A 19,498-nucleotide genomic window follows, 5' to 3' on the forward strand; every position below is an offset into this window, starting at 1 on the left:
TTGTAATTACAATTCAGAATAAGTAAAGGATGATTACCTTGAAAAATGTTGAGAGTAGAAATAAAATTGCTGTCATATCGGGAGGAACGTCTGGGGTAGGGAAAAAAACCGCTTTAGATTTAGCGAAGAAAAATATAAATACAATTATACTGGGTAGTAATAAAGAAAAAGGAAGTCGAGTCAAGAACGAAATCATCAAGGAATCTGGCAATGTTAATGTTGAATTTTATCCCGTGGATTTATGCTCCTTGGACGAAATTAAAAAATTTCGTAGTGATCTTGAAACGAAGTATGATCATATTGATATTCTCGTTAGTGCAGCAGGTGTTATGCTCTCGGATTTGAAATTAACCAAGGAGGGATATGATCAAAATTTTGTAATTAATTATTTGGCGCATTTTTGGATGATAAACGAAATGCTTCCTCTTTTAAAAAACGCCAAGCAAGGGAGAATTTTGCTTGTTGGAGCTATTCCCTTCGTGATAAATCGTAGTAAAGTAGAGCTGCCAAAACTTGAACGAGGCACTAAATACAGCGGGTTTAAAATAGTTGGAGAATCCACCGTTTCAAAGGTGTTACTAACTATTGCTTTAAGTGAAAAGTTAAAGGGCACTCGGATAACGGCAAATATATTTCACCCTGGATATGTTACGGATTCAAATTATGGAGCAGACTCGTCATGGTTTGTAAAACTATTGGGAAGCATTGCTGGAACGTTATTTTCTAAAAAAAATCCAACGATAGGTTTGGAATTGGCGCTGGAACCGTCTCTTTCAACTACAAGTGGACAACTGTTCAATGAAAAAAAAGAGATAATTCCATTGTCTTCTAACTATAATAAAGCTTTGGCGGATGAATTGTGGCGCTTTAGCCTGAACTTGTATAGATAATACTGTCGGTATTCTGAAAAATGGCATTAATGAGCGCCGCGGCGGAGTTATCGCCGTTATACCTAATAGCTTGTGTTCAAAAATAGTGGTGCAAAAAAATTCTGGTAGATCATCACGATTTTGCTTGCACCTTACGTAACGTAATGTTTTACAATAGAGCTAACGGTACATAGCTAGCGCCAAGGAGTGGAGATGGTTCATGAAGAGACATTGGAAGGTCGGAGATCTCGCCAAGCTGACGGGGCTTACCGTACGAACCTTGCGGTTTTATGATCAAATCGGGTTGTTCCCTCCGTCGGGACAAACGGAATCCGGCCATAGACTCTACAATGAATTGGACCTGTCGCGATTGCACCAGATATTATCGCTTAAGGAGCTGGGGTTATCTCTTGAGGAGATTAAGTCGGCTCTCATTGGCGGGCAGATCAGTCCGCTTGAGATCGTCAACCTGCAGATAAACCAAATCAAAGGACAGATCAAACTTCAGCAGAAACTATTGGAGCAGCTCAGTTATGTATCCAAGCTTATGCAGGGCAAGGCAGAATTAACGGTTGAAGATTTCACGAGCCTTCTGCAAGCGATGAAGGTGGGATTTGAGAAACCGGTTATTGAGCGGCAAACGAGTTGGGAGCGACATTTGGACCTGTTGGGAGACTTTCTTGCCGAAGAGAGCGAAATTCCGAAACATAAGGAGGAAAATCAATGAACGAACGATTTGTCAAGCATGGAACCTTCGTCGTCGAGCGGACTTATGCCGCTTCACCGGAGCGGGTTTATCACGCATGGGCCGACCCGATTGCCAAGGCCAGGTGGTTTTCGAAGCCAGACATCTTCGATTTCCAGGTTGGCGGGCGCGAGTACAGCAGCGGCGGGCCGCCGGAAGGGCCGATCTTCATCTTCGACGCCAGCTACCAGGAGCTTGTTCCAGAGCAGCGCATTGTCTATACGTACACCCTGGATGCGGACGGCATACGTATCTCCGTCTCGATCACTACGGTCGAGCTTATCAAGGTGGAGGGCGGTACGAAGCTGATTTTCACGGAGCAAGGTGCGTTCTTTGACGGACACGATACGCTGGAAGTACGGGAACACGGTACAAACGTTATGTTGGACGCACTGGGTAAGGTGGTAGAAGGGGAGGAAGGAACATGACAATAGGTGAAATGAACTTATTGCTACGTCGGCTTGGCAAGGTACTGGCGGAATTGGCCTATTAGCTTTGCAAAGTAATATCTACTTAGAACTGCCAGTTATGTGATGACTCTAAAATTGTCGCCGTTTTCGTTCCCTGTTGGGAATCGGACGGCGATTTTTATTTTAGAAATGGGAGGACGGAGGTTGAGAGATGACAGCCTATCAAGGTGGTGGTAGCAACTGCCGGGTATGTTGCCGAATTTCCAGCGTTAATCGGCGCTATTGCGGCTGGCAAGCTTAAAGTGAACTTGGGGCTGTTTTTTTGCGCACGGTATTTATTTTTTGATCGATGAGATTGGTGACCAGCATATTTACTGAGGAATTTCTAGTTTTGTAATCTTGCTTGCTATTGTCGGTTACTTATATATGATCAGAAAAGCAAAAAATAAATGGATGCGAGCCGTTCATCGCTGGCAATCCATTGTTGCTATCTTGCTGGAAAAAATGACGGTTCGGGCAGGAGCAGTGCGCGGCGCGGAGAACCTTATCACAAATGACAGTTCATTTTTCTGGAAGGCTAGTTGAATTCGGGCACATTCCGGGGAAGTACGGAAGTACGGAAATTTAAAAGAAAACCTTGCCCAATATTTGAAATAAGGTCAAATAAAGTCATCCATTCGCATATAATAAATGTCGATTCTTTTTTTGCTTACAACTATCATATAATAGTAAATTTTAATATTTTAATCTACAATTAATAGTGGTACACTATGAGTAGGTTATATTTGATCCAGAAAAGATGTTACATTAGGTCGCGACCATGCTCGTAGCGCCTACATTTTTTCTGTAAATCTTAGGGCATAAGGACGGTAAAAATGAGTAACAGACAAACTAAAACAGACGTTATCTTAATTGGTGCTGGAATCATGAGTGCTACTTTGGGGTCGCTGCTGAAAGAACTAGTACCGGACTGGGACATTACAGTGTTAGAGAGGCGTGAAAACGCAGGAGAGGAAAGTTCTAACGAATGGAATAATGCGGGAACGGGGCATTCTTCACTGTGCGAGCTTAACTACACCGTCGAGAAACCGGACGGATCTATAGATATTAGCAAAGCTATTAAAGTTAATGAAGAGTATCAGGTTTCAAAGCAGTTTTGGTCTTATCTGGTTAGCAGCAAGCTGATACGCAATCCGCGTGATTTTATCGTGCCAGTGCCTCATATGAGCTTTGTACAAGGGGAACAAGATGTCACGTTTTTAAAAAATCGCTACGAAGCGCTGTCTGACAATCCTTTGTTTCAAGGCATGGAATTTTCCGATGACCCGGCAAAGCTGCTGGAATGGATTCCGCTTATGATGAAAGACCGGACATCCAATAAACCTATAGCGGCTACAAGAATTGAATCCGGTACGGATGTCAACTTTGGCGCTTTAACGCGTACATTGTTTGACCACTTGAAAAGTAAAAATGTCGATATAAAATTCAAACATAATGTTGATGATATTACACGTACTAGCGATGGCTCATGGGAATTGAAAGTGCGTAATGTCGATAACGGTACCGTTGAAAGCCATGCTGCAAAATTCGTCTTTATCGGTGGCGGCGGTGGAAGCCTGCATTTGCTGCAAAAATCCGGTATTCCTGAAGGAAAAGGTATTGGTGGATTTCCGGTAAGTGGACTATTTATGGTCTGTAAGAAACCCGATATCGTAGCCAAGCATCGTGCCAAAGTATACGGTAAAGCTGCGATTGGTGCTCCGCCAATGTCGGTTCCACATCTTGACACCAGATTTATCGACAATAAAGAATCGTTGTTCTTTGGACCGTTTGCCGGCTTTTCACCAAAGTTTTTGAAATACGGTTCTATGTTTGACTTGATAACTTCCGTAAAACCGCATAATCTCGTAACGATGATGGCAGCAGGTGTAAAAAACGTTCCATTGACCACCTACCTGATCAAGGAAGTTATGTTATCGAAAGAAAAGCGCATGGAAGCATTACGGGAATTTGTCCCGAACGCCAAGAGCGAGGATTGGGAGTTACTGGTAGCAGGTCAGCGCGTGCAAATCATTAAAGATACAGCTGCGGGCAAAGGAACGCTTCAATTTGGTACGGAAGTTATTAATGCCGCCGATGGCTCGATAGCTGCATTGCTCGGCGCTTCTCCGGGTGCTTCTACCGCGGTTTCCGTTATGCTGGAAATCATCAATAAATGCTTTCCGCAGCATATCAAAGCGTGGGGGCCGAAAATCAAAGAAATGATTCCTTCTTATGGCGTGTCACTGTTGAAAAACCCAGAGCTTATTGACGAAATTCATACTTCAACCGCGCAGACGCTTGGCTTGACAGATAAAAAGCAAGCAAATGCGAATAGTCTAAAAAAACGTATGGTAAGGGAAGCATAAATTAAGCGTAAGTTGCCGTATAAGCAGCTTATGCTTTTTCTTTATGTTTTTCAATTACCTTTGTTGGTTTAATCGACAGCAGATAATTGGGATGACTGTTAGCCAATTGTTACATCTACGACTCAGCAAGCCCATTATATCAGGTGCGCGGGGCATCGGTGTCCCAGGTTCAGGCCCGCCAACCGCATATAGACGTAGTCTTCGAAAGAGGGTGTCTCAAAAGCCATGAAAATGGTGAGGGACATCCTCTTTTCTTCTATGTTCAGCATTAAAAAGGAAGCTTTTGACTCTGCTGGAGCAGCAGTACGGGCTATACGATTTTTCAGATTGGTTATCTACGGTCTGAAATGTCATTCTCTCTATGTTCAAGTCTTGCGCTCTATGTTTTCGTATACTACTATATTAATTGAAAGGAAAATATAGCAAAATTCTTTTTACGTCATACTAAAAGGGCTTACCTCATGAATTCTACAGTAGAGCTTGTCTTTATGATTGCCTCCGTGATCATGACGTGCATCATTTTATTTTTTGCATACAGGTTTAGAAAAGCACGCGGAGTCAGTTATTTTATCGGTGTGATCGTGTGCAGGCTTATTTACTCAAGTGGCGTCATTCTGGAGAAAAGCAGTTATTTATTAATGGAGAAGCTGTTTTTTCACAATATTCAGTATACGGCGCTTAATTTTATAATACCTTTTATGATTTTGTTCGTACATGAATTGACCGGTCATGAAAAGATATTGAGGGTACGATGGAAGGTCATGCTGTTCGTAGGGTTCGCGCTCTGGTCGCTTCTTATGTGGTTCGACCCTGAACTTCATTTGACATATCGCACCATTCAGCTCTATGACGGACATTTAGTCACGACAAGAACCGCCTATTCAATCGCGTTCGTTATGATTTGTTATAGTACTCTGGCTGTATGTATTTATTTTATATTTCAGTATATACGGAATATCCGTAACGATTTTCGTAAGCCGGGAATGTTGGTGCTGTTTCTGTCCTCATTTCCGCTTGTTCTTGAGATTGTGAAATCGGTGAAGCCCGCATGGTCATCCTGGCTGCTTCCGTTGTCAGTTTACTGTGGATTTACAGGTATGTTAATGCTCGTCATTACACTGCGACTCAAATTTTTTTCTACCGTTCCCATTGCCAGAAATATTGTGTTAGATACACTTCAGGAAAGTATTGTGATCGCGAATGCTTCGGGAAAGATTATCGATAGTAATAAACAGGCCGCCGAATGGTTTGCAGAGTTGGGTTACACCTCTATTTATGGTCGGAATATGACGGAATTATTGGCGTCCTGGCCGGAGTGGCATAAGCTGTGCATGTCAATGGAACAGGGCCGTGTCGAGATTGACGCATGGCTGGATGGAGAAAGAAAAATCTACAATGTGAACATATATCCGTTACATATACTGGGGAAGCAGGGACAAGGCAGCATTTCTCTTATCTTTGATATTACGGAGAAGCAGCGGCATCTGGAGCAGATTGCACAGCTGAGCCAATTGAAGGATCAACTGTTTACGATCGTATCACACGATATTCGCAGTCCACTGGCGCTGCAGTTTCAACTAGTGGAATTGCTAGAAGAAGATAGGTATCGTTTCGATAGGGAACATCGGGAAATCATTGAGATGCTCGGTGACCAGATTCGTAATACACTCGGAATGGCCAACAATTTGTTAGAGTGGTTTCGCAGCCAGAGGGAAGATTTATCTCTTCGTCCACAGTCATTGGATTTGTCTGAGGTTGTGGAGGAATGCTGCCATATGCTGCATATTAAAAGTGAGGCCAAACATATCGATGTGACTCATACGATTGCCGTAGGCACTCGTGTGTATGCTGACCGGGAAGCACTTGGCTTAATTATTCGTAATTTGTTATCAAACGCCATTAAATTTACCGGACTGGGAGGTTCAGTCCATGTGTATGCCCAGTTATCGGGGGACATGGTGACCATTTCCGTCCGCGATAACGGGGTAGGTATGGATGAGGAGCAGGTTCAACAGTTATTTGGCGAAAAGCAGCTCAACTCAGTGGCAGGCACCTTGGGTGAGAAGGGGGCGGGACTTGGACTGCTCGTAAGCCGACAGTTTGTACAACTAAGCGGCGGAAGTCTATGGGTGGAAAGCCAAGCAGGGCAAGGAAGCGTATTTCACTTCACTATGAGAGGCGGATCAGATTGATGAAGGTTCTCATTGTTGACGATGAGCCTGCGATGCTGTTGGCTATGAAGCGACTGCTGTCGAATATGGAAGGCGTGGAGCTGGTTGGAAGCTTCCAGAGTGCGGCAGAGGCGCTCGACTTCATTCGGGACAGCGAGGTGGATCTCGCATTCCTGGACATCCAGATCGCTGCGGACAACGGATTAGAGCTGGCTCGCAGCTTGCGTTCGGTTCGTGCAGAACTTGAGATCGTGTTTACAACCTCCCATGCGGAATTTGCGATTCAGGCTTACGATGTTTATCCACTCGACTATATGGTTAAGCCTGTTTCCAGAATGCGACTAGCCCAGACTATTACTAGAGCGTCCAGCAGACGCGGTACTTCTTCTTCTGATGGTGGCGACCTCAAATTTAATCGCCTGACGGTTCGGGGACTGGGCTGCTTCGAGGTCAGCAGCAAGCAATTGGGTGCTGTGAAATGGATTTCCAAGAAAAGCATGGAATTATTCGCTTATTTGCTCGTTAATCGAGGCCGAAGTGTAGCCAAAATCCGTGTTTTGGAGGATATTTTCCCTGAGATGCCTGTTAAAAATGCGGAGACGTACCTCCATACGGCGGTTTATCAGCTTCGGAAAGCGTTGTCACAGCATGGGTTCAAGGAGATGGTCATTTCTGCGCAAGAACAGTATCGTGTAGATTTGGATCAAGCAGATGTTGATTTCATTCGATTTGAGCAGGCCGTAGGGGCATTATCGGAAATTCATGCAGCAAATGAAGCAGCGGCAATCACTTTGGAGAAACAGTTTGCAGGTGAGCTGTTTGAGGACAGATCGTTTGTATGGGCTGCTGCGGAGCGAGAACGATTAATGATCGTGTACGATGCCTTTGCCAAGCGTCTCGCAAGCTGGCTGCTAGCCCAGCAGAGATATCGAGAAGCAGTACATATTGCGAGAAAAATGGTATCCCACAATGAATTTGACGAGGAGTCCAATCTTCTTCTGCTGAATATCGTAGGGGCTATGGGCGATCGTCAATCCCTGCATCGCTATTATGAGCGCCATACACAATTGCTGCACCAGGAACTCGGCCTGCAGCCATCCTTGGTTATACAAAAGCTATATGAACAATATCAATGATGTCCCGTAGAGCAAGAGATATTTTTGACTCATTGGGTTGAGAGCCCGAGAGACTTGATTTCAGAAACAGGCTATGATACGGCTCAATCGGCAGAAACCGAGTAATTAAGGTTCTTGCCGATTCAATAATTCGTCTTACTATGGTTATTCGGAATAGCAAAGGAAACGGTAGTACCTTCATAGGGCTTACTGCGAATAGACAAGCCCTTACCGTATAATTGTATCAATCGTCGATTCGTATTGGAAAGTCCAATTCCCCTCTTTCCCTTCATTGTTGGACTCAACAGTTGATTAGCCTGTTCTTGTTCCATCCCCCTGCCATCATCTTGTACTTCAATCAGCGTGAAACTGTCTTGGCAGGTGATCCGAATATGAACTGTGCCGCCTTTGTTTTGACTCAGGACGCCGTGCTTGACCGCATTTTCAATCAGCGGCTGTAAGGAAAGCGGGGGAAGAAGCAAGTTGATGCAGGGCTCCACCTCCCATACGATGGACAGCCTGTCCTCAAAGCGTACTTTTTCAATATACAAATAGGCTTCGGCAAGCTCCAGCTCACGGGAAAGCTCGACCTGTTCCCCCGTACTTAGAAAATCAAAGCTGATCCGTAAAAAGGAGGCAAAGGCCTCACCGAGATCTCGCATTTTTTCCGTGTCTATCTCACTAAGCGCCATAATCGAATTCAGTGTATTGAATAAAAAATGAGGATGAATTTGTGCCTGTAGGTAGGCGGCTTCCATGCGTGAACGTTCATGGATGGATTGCTTCAGCGTGATCAGTGCCCGGATTCGGTATTGGAGCTCCAGCGCGTCCACTGGCTTGGTCACATAATCGTTGGCTCCCGACAAAAATCCGGTGTAAATGTCAGCAGGCTGACTGCGTGCAGTCAACAGCAATACCGGAAGCTCCGATACGGAGTAATGCTCCCGGACTCTCTGCGTCAACTCGTAGCCGGACATATGCGGCATCATGACATCGGCAATCAAGAGATCCCATGGCCTGGTACCGAGTAATTCCAACACCTCGCGTGCTGATGTAGCTGTCGTAATGGCATAGGGCTCTGCGGAAAGAATACCTGTAAGCACACTCAGATTGACAGGGTCATCATCAACAGCAAGTATGTTCATCATACCGTCATTCAATAGCGGCGGGATCAGTACGGAAGCTGCCAATTCACCGATTGCGGTGTCTGGAAAAACAAAGCCTGCGGGACCGGCTTCAATTCGATCCGCTAGTTGGCGGAGAGGAGGAGATTGCTGCGACAAAGAGAGATTCGACATGTTCGCTAACGGCAGATCAAAGCTGAATACGGAGCCCTTACCCAGCTCGGAGCGAACAGTCAATGCGCCGCCGTGCAATTCCACCAGCTGTTTGCATATGCTTAAACCGAGTCCGATGCCCCTCCCATCGCTTATTCCATAGGTACCTTGTTCATAAGGAAGAAACGCCCGTACCTGTGTTTCCCCGTCCATGCCGACGCCGGTGTCGGAGACATGGATGAGGACATGCTCGTCCCGCATCTCGGTAGAAACGGAGATCTGTCCTTCCTCCGTATATTTGAGAGCGTTATGCAATAAATTATACAAAATTTGCACGAGTCTTTTCTCATCGGCCATAACCGGGGGCAACGATTCTGCAATATTTATATGTAGTTGGATAGGCTTGCCATCTATCATAAATCTGAGCATACCCACGATGCCGGGAACGATAGATTGAATCTGCAGGGGCTCTTGCTGCAGGACGATGCGGTGTTCCTGGAGCCGAGCGACATCGAGAAGATCACCGAGCATGTGCGACATGCGGCGGCTTATAGTGATGAGCAGCTCCATGTCTTTAAGGCTTTGCTCATTCATAGTAGCTTTCTCTTTAGTTGCAACGGTTTGAGCGATATTCATAATGCCGTGCAGCGGCGTTCTCAGTTCATGCGACGTATTGGCGAGGAATTGATCTTTCAGCTTATCCGCCTTTTGCAGCTGCTCGTTAAGCTTGGTATTTTCCTTGGAATGGCGGAAGTATTGCTTAAACCAATAAGTAGAAAATCCAATAATGGCGGCTATGATATCCATTGGATAGTAAACGATCGTAAACTCTCGGATAGAATCCCATAAGCTCCACAGAAAATTAGACACAATGCCAGATGCTGATAACAGCAAGTAAACGGTGTCGTTGTCGGCTGGCCTCCTGAAGATCATGGTTCCTATTGTATAAACAAACCAAATAAAAGGTAATAAATAGAAAATGGCGAATATCTTGAGCTCAACCATCCCATTCACCAGTGGAGCCGATGCGGCCAATAATAATCCTGAATAAGAAATGAGCACTACCGTGTATGCTCGCAACCACTTGTTGTGTGGAGGTGCCGAAGCGAACCTTCTGAACACAAGAAGAATAAAATAGGTTTGCCACATCAGGGAGAGCAGCTTGATTTTCAGTGCCCACGTATAATTAATCGGCAGCCATAATAAGAGCAGGTTATCATGCCCGACCACAACCGAAACTCCAACCGCCAGCGTTAACAGACCGACAAACAACAAAGCCTTTTCTTGAGGATTAAATAAATAGAGAAGACTTGCGTATAAACCGTGAAGCAGCAAAATAATAAACGAAACCAGCTGAAAACCGATGGAATACCAACGCACGTAGTCAATCGCTGCCTGAGAGCCAAAGCGAATGGTGCGCAGAATACCGCCGTTGTAGGGATCGTCGAAGTTAGCTACTCGTATGAGTAGTTCAATCTCTTGAGTGCCTTCCACCGAGTAGGAGGCTGTGTAAGAGACTTTTCTCGGTCTGTAGTCCCGAGCGTTGTCGGCAGGCTTTCCAATACTGGCCTCAACCAGCCCATTGATCTCGACAGCAGATGCAGCTTGGATTCCTTGAAGCCAAAAAGCGACAGGCTGCTCCAGTGGATCGATTAAAAGACGCAATCGATACGTTCCGTACCCATACGACGAACCGGATCCATTCGTCAGGGCACTGCTCCAGTCTCCCGGAACCTGAATATAACGCGATTCGTTCTCTACCAACCGCACATCCTGATGAGAAACCAGTTTAGCAGGGTAAAACGCCCATTCACCATTTAACGGGATTGTAGGGGAATTCGTTAAGTCCATACCGCGCATGTCGAGTACACCTTGGACAATAGGAGGGTGCTCCGATGTCGAGAAGGTTTCGGACCAAGCCCATCGCAGGCCGAGGAGAATGGTAAGAAATAATAGAATTATGGCTATATAGGTTAGCGTGGTTTTATTGTATATTCGCATCATCATACAAGGAAATTCTACATAAATCGTGTTTATTCCTCTATTTCCTTTATTAAGATACCGAATTGAACGACACAAACCCCAGAGCCTTAGGGTCTGGGGTTTGTGTCATTTTTATTAAAGTGCCTCTTTAATCACCTTTTTGTAATAAAATACGGACAGTATCCCAAAAATCGAGTACAGCGCTGCATAGAGGATCATGACTATAATCATCGGAGTCCAGAGCTCAGAGCCAAAAAAGAACCAGCCGGATTGGACGGCAAAATAACTGTGGAGCAGCCCTACGATCAAGGGGATTCCAAAATTAAAGACCTGCTTGGCCCGAATGCCCTGTAATAAATCGTTCTGCGTGAAGCCAAGCTTTCTTAGAATCGTATAACTCGACCTTTCATCTTCACTTTCATCCATTTGTTTAAAATATAGAATGCAGCCGGATGTAATCAAAAAGGTCAGTCCGAGGAAGGCAACAATAAACATGATCAGTCCCATATTTTGTTTCTGACGGTGGCTCATTCCGAGTTGCGAATCGAAGGCATTGTTATCGTCAAAGCTCATCTCGTTAAACAGAGCATTCGCTGCTTTAACCATAGCCTTATCTTGAATCTCAATGCCGATATACACGGAAGAGGCTATTTGAATGGCTGGATTGAGATCTTTTTTCAAGCGCTCAAATATGGCTTCGTCTACAATGGCAACGGGCAAGCCGCCGCTCGTGAAATAACCCGATATAGGAGCATCGATATGGAGCCGTTTATATTGCTGTGGAATGACCTCATGCTGGCCCTTCAATTCAATAGCTCCAGCGTCCTTCATGGGCATGAATTTCTGCAGCATGCCACTGGAGTCTGTGAAAAGCGTCTCATCAGCGGACAGCTGGATATTGTCGACGGCACGCTCACTAATAACAGGTAGGGTCATGACTTTCGGGTCAAACTTTGCATTCATTTCTTTTAGATTGGTGTCCATGATTTTCTCTGTATTAACGGCTACCTGTAGGACATCAACGGTTTTGTCTGTGTACCCAATATGATTGGCAGTTAATGCTTTTTTAAATTTCTCTGCATCCTGGGTATTGGTGATTGAGAAATCTGCAGGAACATACAATTCAGCCGACTTTTCAGCGGAGTAATACGAAATGTAGCTTAACGACAATAAACCAATGGCAAGCCCGGATACGGTTGTAATGATGGTTAATAACACAGCATTCGATTTCATTCTGAACATAATAGAGGAAAGCGACAATACCTCATTAATGTTTAAATAACCTTGTTTCTTTTTTCGAATGATATTAAATATAAAGCTGACAGAACCTTTATAAAAAAGATAAGTCCCGAATATAACGGACCCGAGAATAACAATCATCGCCGAGAAGAGCTGATTCATTGTAGTGAAGTCTCCACCGAATAATTTGGAAGATAGATAATAGCCAACAAGGATCAGAATGATCCCAAGCATTCCGATAATCATTTCAAGGAGGGACACTTTTTTTAATTTGCCTTCTGTCAGGGAGGTCACTCTAAATAGAGATAAAATACTTTGTCTTTGGATGAACGTATAATTCATTAGCATGATGAAGAGATAAATGATAAAAAATACAATCAGTGTCTGAATAAGTGCCTGGTAAGAAAAATACAGGGCTGCGATAGCATCGACACCTATCGTTTTAAAGAGAATCATAATAATTAATTTGGAAACGGAAAACCCTCCAAAGATTCCTAACAGTAAGGATCCAAAATAAAGGATAAAATTCTCGGCTGTTAAGATCCAAAATATCCTGTTTTTGGTCATCCCTATAAGTTGGAACAAGCCAATTTCTTTACTGCGTCGTTTGATAAAGATGTTGTTGGCATATAAAAGAAAGATGAAAACAATGGCGACAAGCAAGATAGATGCTGCTTTAATGGCCGCGGCCCCTTTAATAGACCCTTCTAATTGCTCCATCGAGGGGTCATATTGTAAGGTGACAAAGGCGAAATAAAGCGCGGCACTGAAGATTAAGGCAAATACATACAGGTAATAATTTTTCAAATTCTTTTTCAGATTGCGAAGCATGAGCTGATTAATACTCATTCTGCACCCCGCCTAATACACCCTGGGTTTTCATGATATCTTTAAAGAACGTTTGTCTCGTTTCTTCCCCTTTATTGAGCTGTGTATAAATTTGCCCATCCTTGATAAAGATGACTCGACTGCAATAACTGGCTGCTACCGGATCGTGAGTTACCATAATAATGGTAGCCTTTCTTGTCTGATTTAATTCGCTCAGCTTATTTAATAAATCCGAAGCGGATTTGGAATCCAGTGCACCTGTCGGTTCGTCAGCAAAAATAAGGCTGGGCTCGTGAATAAAAGCCCGTGCAGCCGAGGTACGCTGTTTTTGCCCGCCGGAAATTTCGTTCGGATACTTATTGTGCAGATCCACTATCCCCAGTTCTGTCGCAAGGGCTTGGAATCGCTGCTCGGCTGCTTGTTTGGATGTCTTGGTGATGGATAACGGCAGAAGGATATTTTCCTTGACGGTCAGCGTATCTAATAAGTTGTATTCCTGAAAAATAAAGCCCAAATGATTTTTACGAAATTCGGCTAACTGCTTTTCCTTCATGCCCGAAATTTCGATGCCTTCAATCTTAATGGTGCCGCTGCTGATCTTATCAATCGATGAGAGAACGTTAAGCAATGTCGTTTTACCTGAGCCGGATGCGCCCATGATACTGACGAATTCACCTTTCTCAATCCGTAAATCCAGACCGCTTAATACGGATTGCTGATTCGATTTATTGCCATAGCTTTTGTGAATTTTATTAGCTTCCAAAATAATCATATCAATACACTCCCTTGTCTCATTGGTCTTATTATAAGAGAGTCTGCCTTTCTTATCCTCCGATTGACCGAACAAAACAACAAAGCATGTGACATTGTTGTCACACGCCTGTGATCCGAACAAATTCATTTTTTTGTGGAAACGTTAAGGTGAACGTTGTTCCTTCTCCCACCACAGATTGTACCTGGATATGGATGAGCAGCGACTGTGCTGCCTTGTGGGCTAGATATAACCCCATGCCTGTTGCGGCATGGTCTTGATGCATGGCTGTGGAGGTAAACCCTTTATCGAATATGCGCGGCAGATCCTTGGGGTCAATGCCACGTCCACTATCCTGCACCTCGACGAGGATTTGATCCGTTCGCTGATAGCTTCTGACGATGATGTCGGATGCTGAGCTGTATTTCACGGCATTGGTTAAGAGCTGTCTGAGGATAAAGGCCAGCCATTTGGCATCACTAAGCACCTCCGCTGCTTCTAACTGAATGTCAAAGCCGATCCCCTTTTGAATACACCACGACTGCAGCGTTCTGATTTCGTTGAAAATAATCGTTTCCAGATCGGTGTGCTCGATAAACAAATCATTTTCTATAAACGGAATGCGTCTTTGGTGGAGCTGCTGGTCGAGCAGAAGATGAATGCGCAGCCATTCATAAGTTAAATGTGTTTTCATCATGTCGTCGTCCAAGCGATCAATCATGAGGTGCATCGCTGTCAGCGGCGTTTTAACCTCATGAATCCAGGCTAACAAGTCATCCTTTTCTTCCTCCAGAGTGATCAGGTTCTGTGAAGCGGTCCTTTTCAGGAGCTCGATTTGGTTCGTCATACTGGTATCAATAATTTTCTCGAATGGACTTTCCGGACTGGCGATACTTGTTAAATCGAGATTGTTGTCCCGTTCTTCCAGGCTTTTATAGAAACGGGTCTCAGTATGATAACGAAACATCAAAAAGACTGTAAACACGATCATCGATAAAAACACCATATAGAGGATGGATGGGAGCGGGATGGTCGGATCCATATAAGCGACGAAGAGGATCAGCAGCTGCTGGCATATAAAAAGCAGAATCCAGCTGCGTCTTTCGATGAGATACGTTTTAATCAAACGAATTCGCCTCTTCAGTAGCCATATAACCTTGCCCGACCTTCGTCTCAATAAAGCGTCCCAGGTCAAGCTCATCCAGCCTTTTACGCAGACGATTTACATTGACAGTAAGGGTGTTATCGCTTATAAAACGTTTATCCTCCCACAAGCTGTTGATGAGCTCATCCCGGCTTACGATCTTATTCTTCTTCTCGATAAGCAGCTTTAATATGAAAATTTCGTTTTTGGTTAGCTCAATCGAGCCTGCTTCATTGGATACTACATTTTTCTCATAATCCACAGCTGCGCCGCACCACGATTTGAGCTCGACGGGGTCTGTATTGTAGTTGTATACACGTCGAAGTATCGCTTGTATTTTGGCAATAAGCACATCAAAATGAAAGGGCTTTTGCATATAATCGTCTGCGCCCAGCTGCATGGACATGACGATATCCGTTGGGTGATCGCGAGAGGACAGGAATATAATCGGAATATTCGAATGGGACCGAATCATTCTACACCAATGAAAGCCGTCGAATTTTGGTAGTTGAATATCAATAATGACCAGATCGGGTTTGATCTCTGTGAATTCCTGAATGACCTTACTGAAATCCGTAATCCCATATACATCATAGGACCACTGCGACAATCGATCCTTGATCTCAGTAAACAGCGTTGTGTCATCTTCGATTAATAAGAGTTTGAACAAATCGTTTCACCACACAGTTAGATTGATTTATGGTAATTGTATAGTAAAATCTTAGGGTATGCCACAGAGGGCTTGTTCCCCAATCGCAAGGTCATCCATGTAACCATAAAAGTATGCTATCATGAACAGACATCAATTCATCATGGAGGAATCAACTTGAGCAGGATGCCGAACATACTCGTGTATAATCGGGAACAGGGATATTAAATCTATCAAAATAAGGAATGGAGCACACCCAATCATGTCTAATTTACCAAATTGCCCAGCATGTCAGTCCGAATATACGTACGAGGATGGAAGTTTATTGATTTGCCCGGAATGTGCGCATGAATGGACTTTAGAATCGGAGTCCGAACATAGTGAAGATAAAAGGATTGTTAAAGATGCAAATGGTAATATCTTGAACGATGGTGATTCGGTAACGGTCATCAAGGATTTGAAAGTAAAAGGAAGCTCATCCGTCATCAAAATAGGAACACGAGTCAAAAACATACGTCTAGTTGATGGGGATCACGATATTGATTGCAAAATTGATAGCTTTGGAGCTATGAAATTAAAATCCGAATTTGTCAAAAAAATATAAAATCAGCTGAACCCAACAGAACAGGTAAGTATTGGAGGCCCTTTAATTTGAAGGGCTTTTTCCTATTGGAATGCTGCATAGGGATGGAATGAATGATCCATAATAAGGGATAAATCAGGCGAAATAATGCCTTTCCCGGAAATCCGTTACCGAGAATTTACATCAAGAGGTTTTAATTAGGAGGAAATAATTTTCATAATATATTTATTGGTGAAATTAATTTACAGACTCAAAAAATTGTGATATGTTATTTATGCTCACATTATAAAAACTACAGGAGGGGAATTCATTGAAATTAGAAAAGTTCCATGGAATTATACCGGCCTTTTATGCATGCTATGACGATCAAGGAGATATCTCAGAAGCCAGAACCCAAGCTCTGTGTGATTATTTGTACGAAAAAAAGGTCCAGGGGGTCTATGTCGGAGGAAGCTCCGGCGAGTGCATCTACCAAAGCCTGGACGAACGCAAAGCGGTACTTAGCTATGTAGCGAATCATTTGAAAGGTAAAATGACGCTCATCGCTCATGTGGGAGCACCTTCTACGAGAGACAGTATTGAATTGGCCAAGCATGCGGCAGCTTTGGGATACGATGCTTTATCTGCCATACCACCGATTTATTTCAAGCTTCCCGATCGTTCTGTATTTAAATATTGGACGGATATTATCGAAGCAACGCCTCTGGACTTTATTATTTATAACATTCCGCAAACTACGGGCTACACGTTAACGACATCCTTGTTCGAGAAGCTGCTCGCTAACAAAAAGGTGATTGGCGTCAAAAATTCCTCGATGCCGACGATGGATATTGAACGATTCAAAAAAACAGGCGGAGACGATGTTATCGTATTCAACGGCCCGGATGAACAGTATGTGGCTGGAAGAATCATGGGCGCTGATGGCGGGATTGGCGGCACCTATGCAGCAATGCCGGAGCTATTCCTCCAGGCTAATCAATTCATCCTGCAAGGCAAGTTTGAGGAAGCCAAGCACATCCAGAGCGATATCAACGACATCATTATTGCATTGTGCTCACAGAATGGGTCGATGTACGCCGTGATCAAAGAAATACTCAATAGAAGAGGCGTAAATGTAGGTAGTGTAAGAGCGCCACTCGAAGGCATTTCCAGCGAGGATTCAGGTCCAATCGATGAGATTATTGTGATGATCGATCAGGCCATTCAACGCTATTGCTAATGAGGTCATTAACGAAAAAGACGATTGTATGCTTCGGGGACTCGAACACTTGGGGCTACAACGCCGAAACGGACGTTAGGTTCGATGAAGCGACAAGATGGACGGGGCTTCTAGCCGCTGAGCTTGGCAGCTCATGCCGTATTATCGAAGAGGGCCTCAGCGGTAGAACGAGTGTAAATGAAGATCCCTTGTTCGAAGGCTTGTCAGGACTATCCTATCTGTGTCCATGTCTGATGTCGCATTCACCCTTGGATTTGGTTGTCATCATGCTCGGAACCAACGACACGAAAGCTCGCTTTCATTTGACTTCTTATAATATTGCTCAAGGCATTGTTCGACTGGCGAAGAAAGCTAGAGGAACTACGTCAGGTATAGATGGTAAATCTCCAGAGGTGCTGGTAATTGCCCCGCCTCCAATAGGTGAGAAGTATGTGGACACCTCAATAGGCAAATCAATGGGAACTCATTGCAGTCAAAAATCGTTGGAGCTCGCAGAACATCTGAACGATCTGCTGAAGGGAACGGACATTCATTTTGCCGATTCCAAAGCAGAGGTTGTCATGAATGAAATTGATTATATGCATCTGGATAAGGATGGGCATCGTCAAATGGCGAAATTTGTGCGGGGTCAAATCACAAGTATTTTAAATGAGAGGTAGATGTATACATGAAAAGAAAACGCCTACTTGCTGCTACTGGCGCGTTGATGATGTTGACTTCGGTTATTGCTGGCTGTTCAGGCGGCAATAACGAAGCTAATAGTGGAACCGGTACCAATGCGGGATCGACTTCTACTGGTAAAAAAGTAGAGCTTAAGGTTTGGCTGACTCCTCAGTGGAAAGGTGTCTTGGATGCTACGGAACCAGGCGCCGACTATGACAGTTTTTTGAAATACGCAGCTGATAAATTTACGAAACAATACAAGAAGTATGATACAACAATCAAGGTGGAAGTTATCGCCGGAGATCAGCGTGATCAGCTTCTCAACGTTAATTTGAGCAGCGGTACGGCTCCGGATGTATTTTATGAAGGTGTTTTTACAATGGGCGATTATGTCCACCGTGGTGCTTTGGTACCGTTGACCGACATTGTGGATGACGCAGCCAAAAGCGATATTCCTAAAACCTTTTGGGATGCAGTTACCTTCGGAAAAGATATTTATATGTATCCGTTCCAACATAGTCCCGGGACCTTGGTGTACAACGCCGATATGTTTAAAGCCGCAGGCTTGGAGAAGTTCGTCGGCGGAGAAAATGATATTAAAACATGGACTTTAGATGAATACGAACAAATTTTGAAAGGTCTTAAAGACAACCTGCCGAAAGATAAGTATTCCAATGCTTACCCGATGTCTTTATTCGCTGTGAATAACCAAGGCGATACATGGAACCTTGCTTATATGAGAATGTTTGGAAACAAGTTCTTTGATGACCAGGGGAATATTGTTCTCGATGATGCAAAGGGTGCTAAGGCTGCAGCGTGGTTGAAGAAAATCAAAGACGCGGGTTATACGAATCCAGGTCCTGAATCGGTGTCATCCAATGATGCTAACGGGATGTTCTTGAATCAGCAGCTTGCGATTAGCTTCACGAATCCGATCTTGTTCAACAATGCGAAAACGGATATGGCTAGCGGCAAAACGACGAAGTTTGATGCAAGACTTGCCAACATTCCGTCTGAAAGCGGAGACCCGCTATCCTTCACGTATGTGGCTGGAGCCACTGTATTCCAAAATAAAGATCAGACCAAGGTCGAAGTGGCAAAAGATTTTGTTAAATTCTTCTCCACCGATCCGGAATTGGTGAAATCCTCCAAGAACGGCATTCCTGTAAGAAGCTCCGTTGCTAAGCAATTTGAGAAAGAGAAGCCGCTCTTTGCAGCTTACGATGCGAATTCCAAATATTTGTTTAATTTCACTGGCAATGTTCCGGGATACAGCCAACTAAGAGAAGTTTTGTATCCAGAGCTTCAAGCTTTGTATATGGGAGCCAAAACACCTGAACAGGTCGTGAAGGATTATCAGTCTAAAGGGAACAAGGTCATTCAAACCAATAAAGCAGATTCGGTGATTTACCAAAAAAAATAAATAATTGATTAGTAGCCTTGG

General features: G+C 44.0%; 16 protein-coding genes. 11 read left to right on the plus strand and 5 right to left on the minus strand.

Annotated features, from left to right (window positions below; genetic code table 11):
• Nucleotides 1–38: 38 nt before the first annotated feature.
• From NST47_RS01745 to NST47_RS01775, 7 genes are all read left to right on the plus strand, one after another.
• The gene (locus NST47_RS01745) at nucleotides 39–890 is read left to right on the plus strand and encodes an SDR family NAD(P)-dependent oxidoreductase (RefSeq protein WP_341153673.1); all 852 of its coding nucleotides are present in this window, start codon (nucleotides 39–41) and stop codon (nucleotides 888–890) included.
• 199 nt (nucleotides 891–1,089) lie between these two features.
• A complete protein-coding gene (locus NST47_RS01750; protein WP_341153674.1) occupies nucleotides 1,090–1,596 on the plus strand; it encodes a MerR family transcriptional regulator in 507 nt (168 codons plus the stop codon).
• Nucleotides 1,593–2,042 (plus strand): SRPBCC family protein, encoded by a 450-nt coding sequence (locus tag NST47_RS01755; protein ID WP_341153675.1) that lies wholly within the window; start codon nucleotides 1,593–1,595, stop codon nucleotides 2,040–2,042. Before NST47_RS01750 ends, NST47_RS01755 begins: the two co-directional genes overlap by 4 nt.
• A gap of 209 nt (nucleotides 2,043–2,251) precedes the next feature.
• Nucleotides 2,252–2,377 carry a hypothetical protein gene (locus NST47_RS01760; protein WP_341153676.1) on the plus strand — a complete coding sequence of 42 codons (126 nt, stop codon included), beginning with the start codon at nucleotides 2,252–2,254 and terminating at the stop codon, nucleotides 2,375–2,377.
• A gap of 522 nt (nucleotides 2,378–2,899) precedes the next feature.
• Nucleotides 2,900–4,432, plus strand: a complete 1,533-nt coding sequence (locus tag NST47_RS01765; RefSeq protein ID WP_341153677.1) for a malate:quinone oxidoreductase — start codon at nucleotides 2,900–2,902, stop codon at nucleotides 4,430–4,432.
• Nucleotides 4,433–4,893: 461 nt separating this feature from the next.
• Nucleotides 4,894–6,624: a sensor histidine kinase gene (locus NST47_RS01770; protein WP_341153678.1), complete on the plus strand. Its 1,731-nt coding sequence runs from the start codon at nucleotides 4,894–4,896 to the stop codon at nucleotides 6,622–6,624.
• Nucleotides 6,624–7,739: a response regulator gene (locus NST47_RS01775; protein ID WP_341153679.1), complete on the plus strand. Its 1,116-nt coding sequence runs from the start codon at nucleotides 6,624–6,626 to the stop codon at nucleotides 7,737–7,739. The genes NST47_RS01770 and NST47_RS01775 overlap by 1 nt, the downstream gene beginning before the upstream one ends.
• A 122-nt stretch (nucleotides 7,740–7,861) precedes the next feature.
• Here NST47_RS01775 and NST47_RS01780 read toward each other — a convergent pair whose 3' ends face one another.
• The 5 genes from NST47_RS01780 to NST47_RS01800 all read right to left on the minus strand — a co-directional run bounded on the left by NST47_RS01780 (nucleotide 7,862) and on the right by NST47_RS01800 (nucleotide 15,610).
• Nucleotides 7,862–10,999, minus strand: coding sequence for an ATP-binding protein (locus tag NST47_RS01780; protein WP_445667436.1), 3,138 nt, complete (start codon nucleotides 10,997–10,999; stop codon nucleotides 7,862–7,864).
• A 114-nt stretch (nucleotides 11,000–11,113) separates the two neighbouring features.
• Complete coding sequence (locus NST47_RS01785; protein ID WP_341153681.1) at nucleotides 11,114–13,066, minus strand: ABC transporter permease; 1,953 nt, start codon at nucleotides 13,064–13,066, stop codon at nucleotides 11,114–11,116.
• The gene (locus tag NST47_RS01790) at nucleotides 13,056–13,817 is read right to left on the minus strand and encodes an ABC transporter ATP-binding protein (protein WP_341153682.1); all 762 of its coding nucleotides are present in this window, start codon (nucleotides 13,815–13,817) and stop codon (nucleotides 13,056–13,058) included. Before NST47_RS01790 ends, NST47_RS01785 begins: the two co-directional genes overlap by 11 nt.
• Before the next feature lie 100 nt (nucleotides 13,818–13,917).
• Entirely contained in the window at nucleotides 13,918–14,922 is a 1,005-nt protein-coding gene (locus NST47_RS01795; protein WP_341153683.1) for a sensor histidine kinase, read from the minus strand.
• Nucleotides 14,915–15,610 carry a response regulator transcription factor gene (locus NST47_RS01800; protein WP_341153684.1) on the minus strand — a complete coding sequence of 232 codons (696 nt, stop codon included), beginning with the start codon at nucleotides 15,608–15,610 and terminating at the stop codon, nucleotides 14,915–14,917. The genes NST47_RS01795 and NST47_RS01800 overlap by 8 nt, the downstream gene beginning before the upstream one ends.
• A gap of 241 nt (nucleotides 15,611–15,851) precedes the next feature.
• Here NST47_RS01800 and NST47_RS01805 point away from each other — a divergent pair, with 241 nt between their 5' ends.
• The 4 genes from NST47_RS01805 (at nucleotide 15,852) to NST47_RS01820 (ending at nucleotide 19,477) form a co-directional block, all read left to right on the plus strand.
• Entirely contained in the window at nucleotides 15,852–16,193 is a 342-nt protein-coding gene (locus NST47_RS01805) for a zinc ribbon domain-containing protein YjdM (RefSeq protein ID WP_341153685.1), read from the plus strand.
• Nucleotides 16,194–16,482: 289 nt separating this feature from the next.
• Complete coding sequence (locus NST47_RS01810) at nucleotides 16,483–17,391, plus strand: dihydrodipicolinate synthase family protein (RefSeq protein ID WP_341153686.1); 909 nt, start codon at nucleotides 16,483–16,485, stop codon at nucleotides 17,389–17,391.
• Nucleotides 17,391–18,050: an SGNH/GDSL hydrolase family protein gene (locus tag NST47_RS01815; protein WP_341153687.1), complete on the plus strand. Its 660-nt coding sequence runs from the start codon at nucleotides 17,391–17,393 to the stop codon at nucleotides 18,048–18,050. Before NST47_RS01810 ends, NST47_RS01815 begins: the two co-directional genes overlap by 1 nt.
• An 8-nt stretch (nucleotides 18,051–18,058) precedes the next feature.
• Complete coding sequence (locus NST47_RS01820; RefSeq protein WP_341153688.1) at nucleotides 18,059–19,477, plus strand: ABC transporter substrate-binding protein; 1,419 nt, start codon at nucleotides 18,059–18,061, stop codon at nucleotides 19,475–19,477.
• Nucleotides 19,478–19,498: the final 21 nt, after the last annotated feature.

It is taken from the genome of Paenibacillus sp. FSL H8-0034, assembly GCF_038000305.1.
GTDB lineage: Bacteria > Bacillota > Bacilli > Paenibacillales > NBRC-103111 > Paenibacillus_S.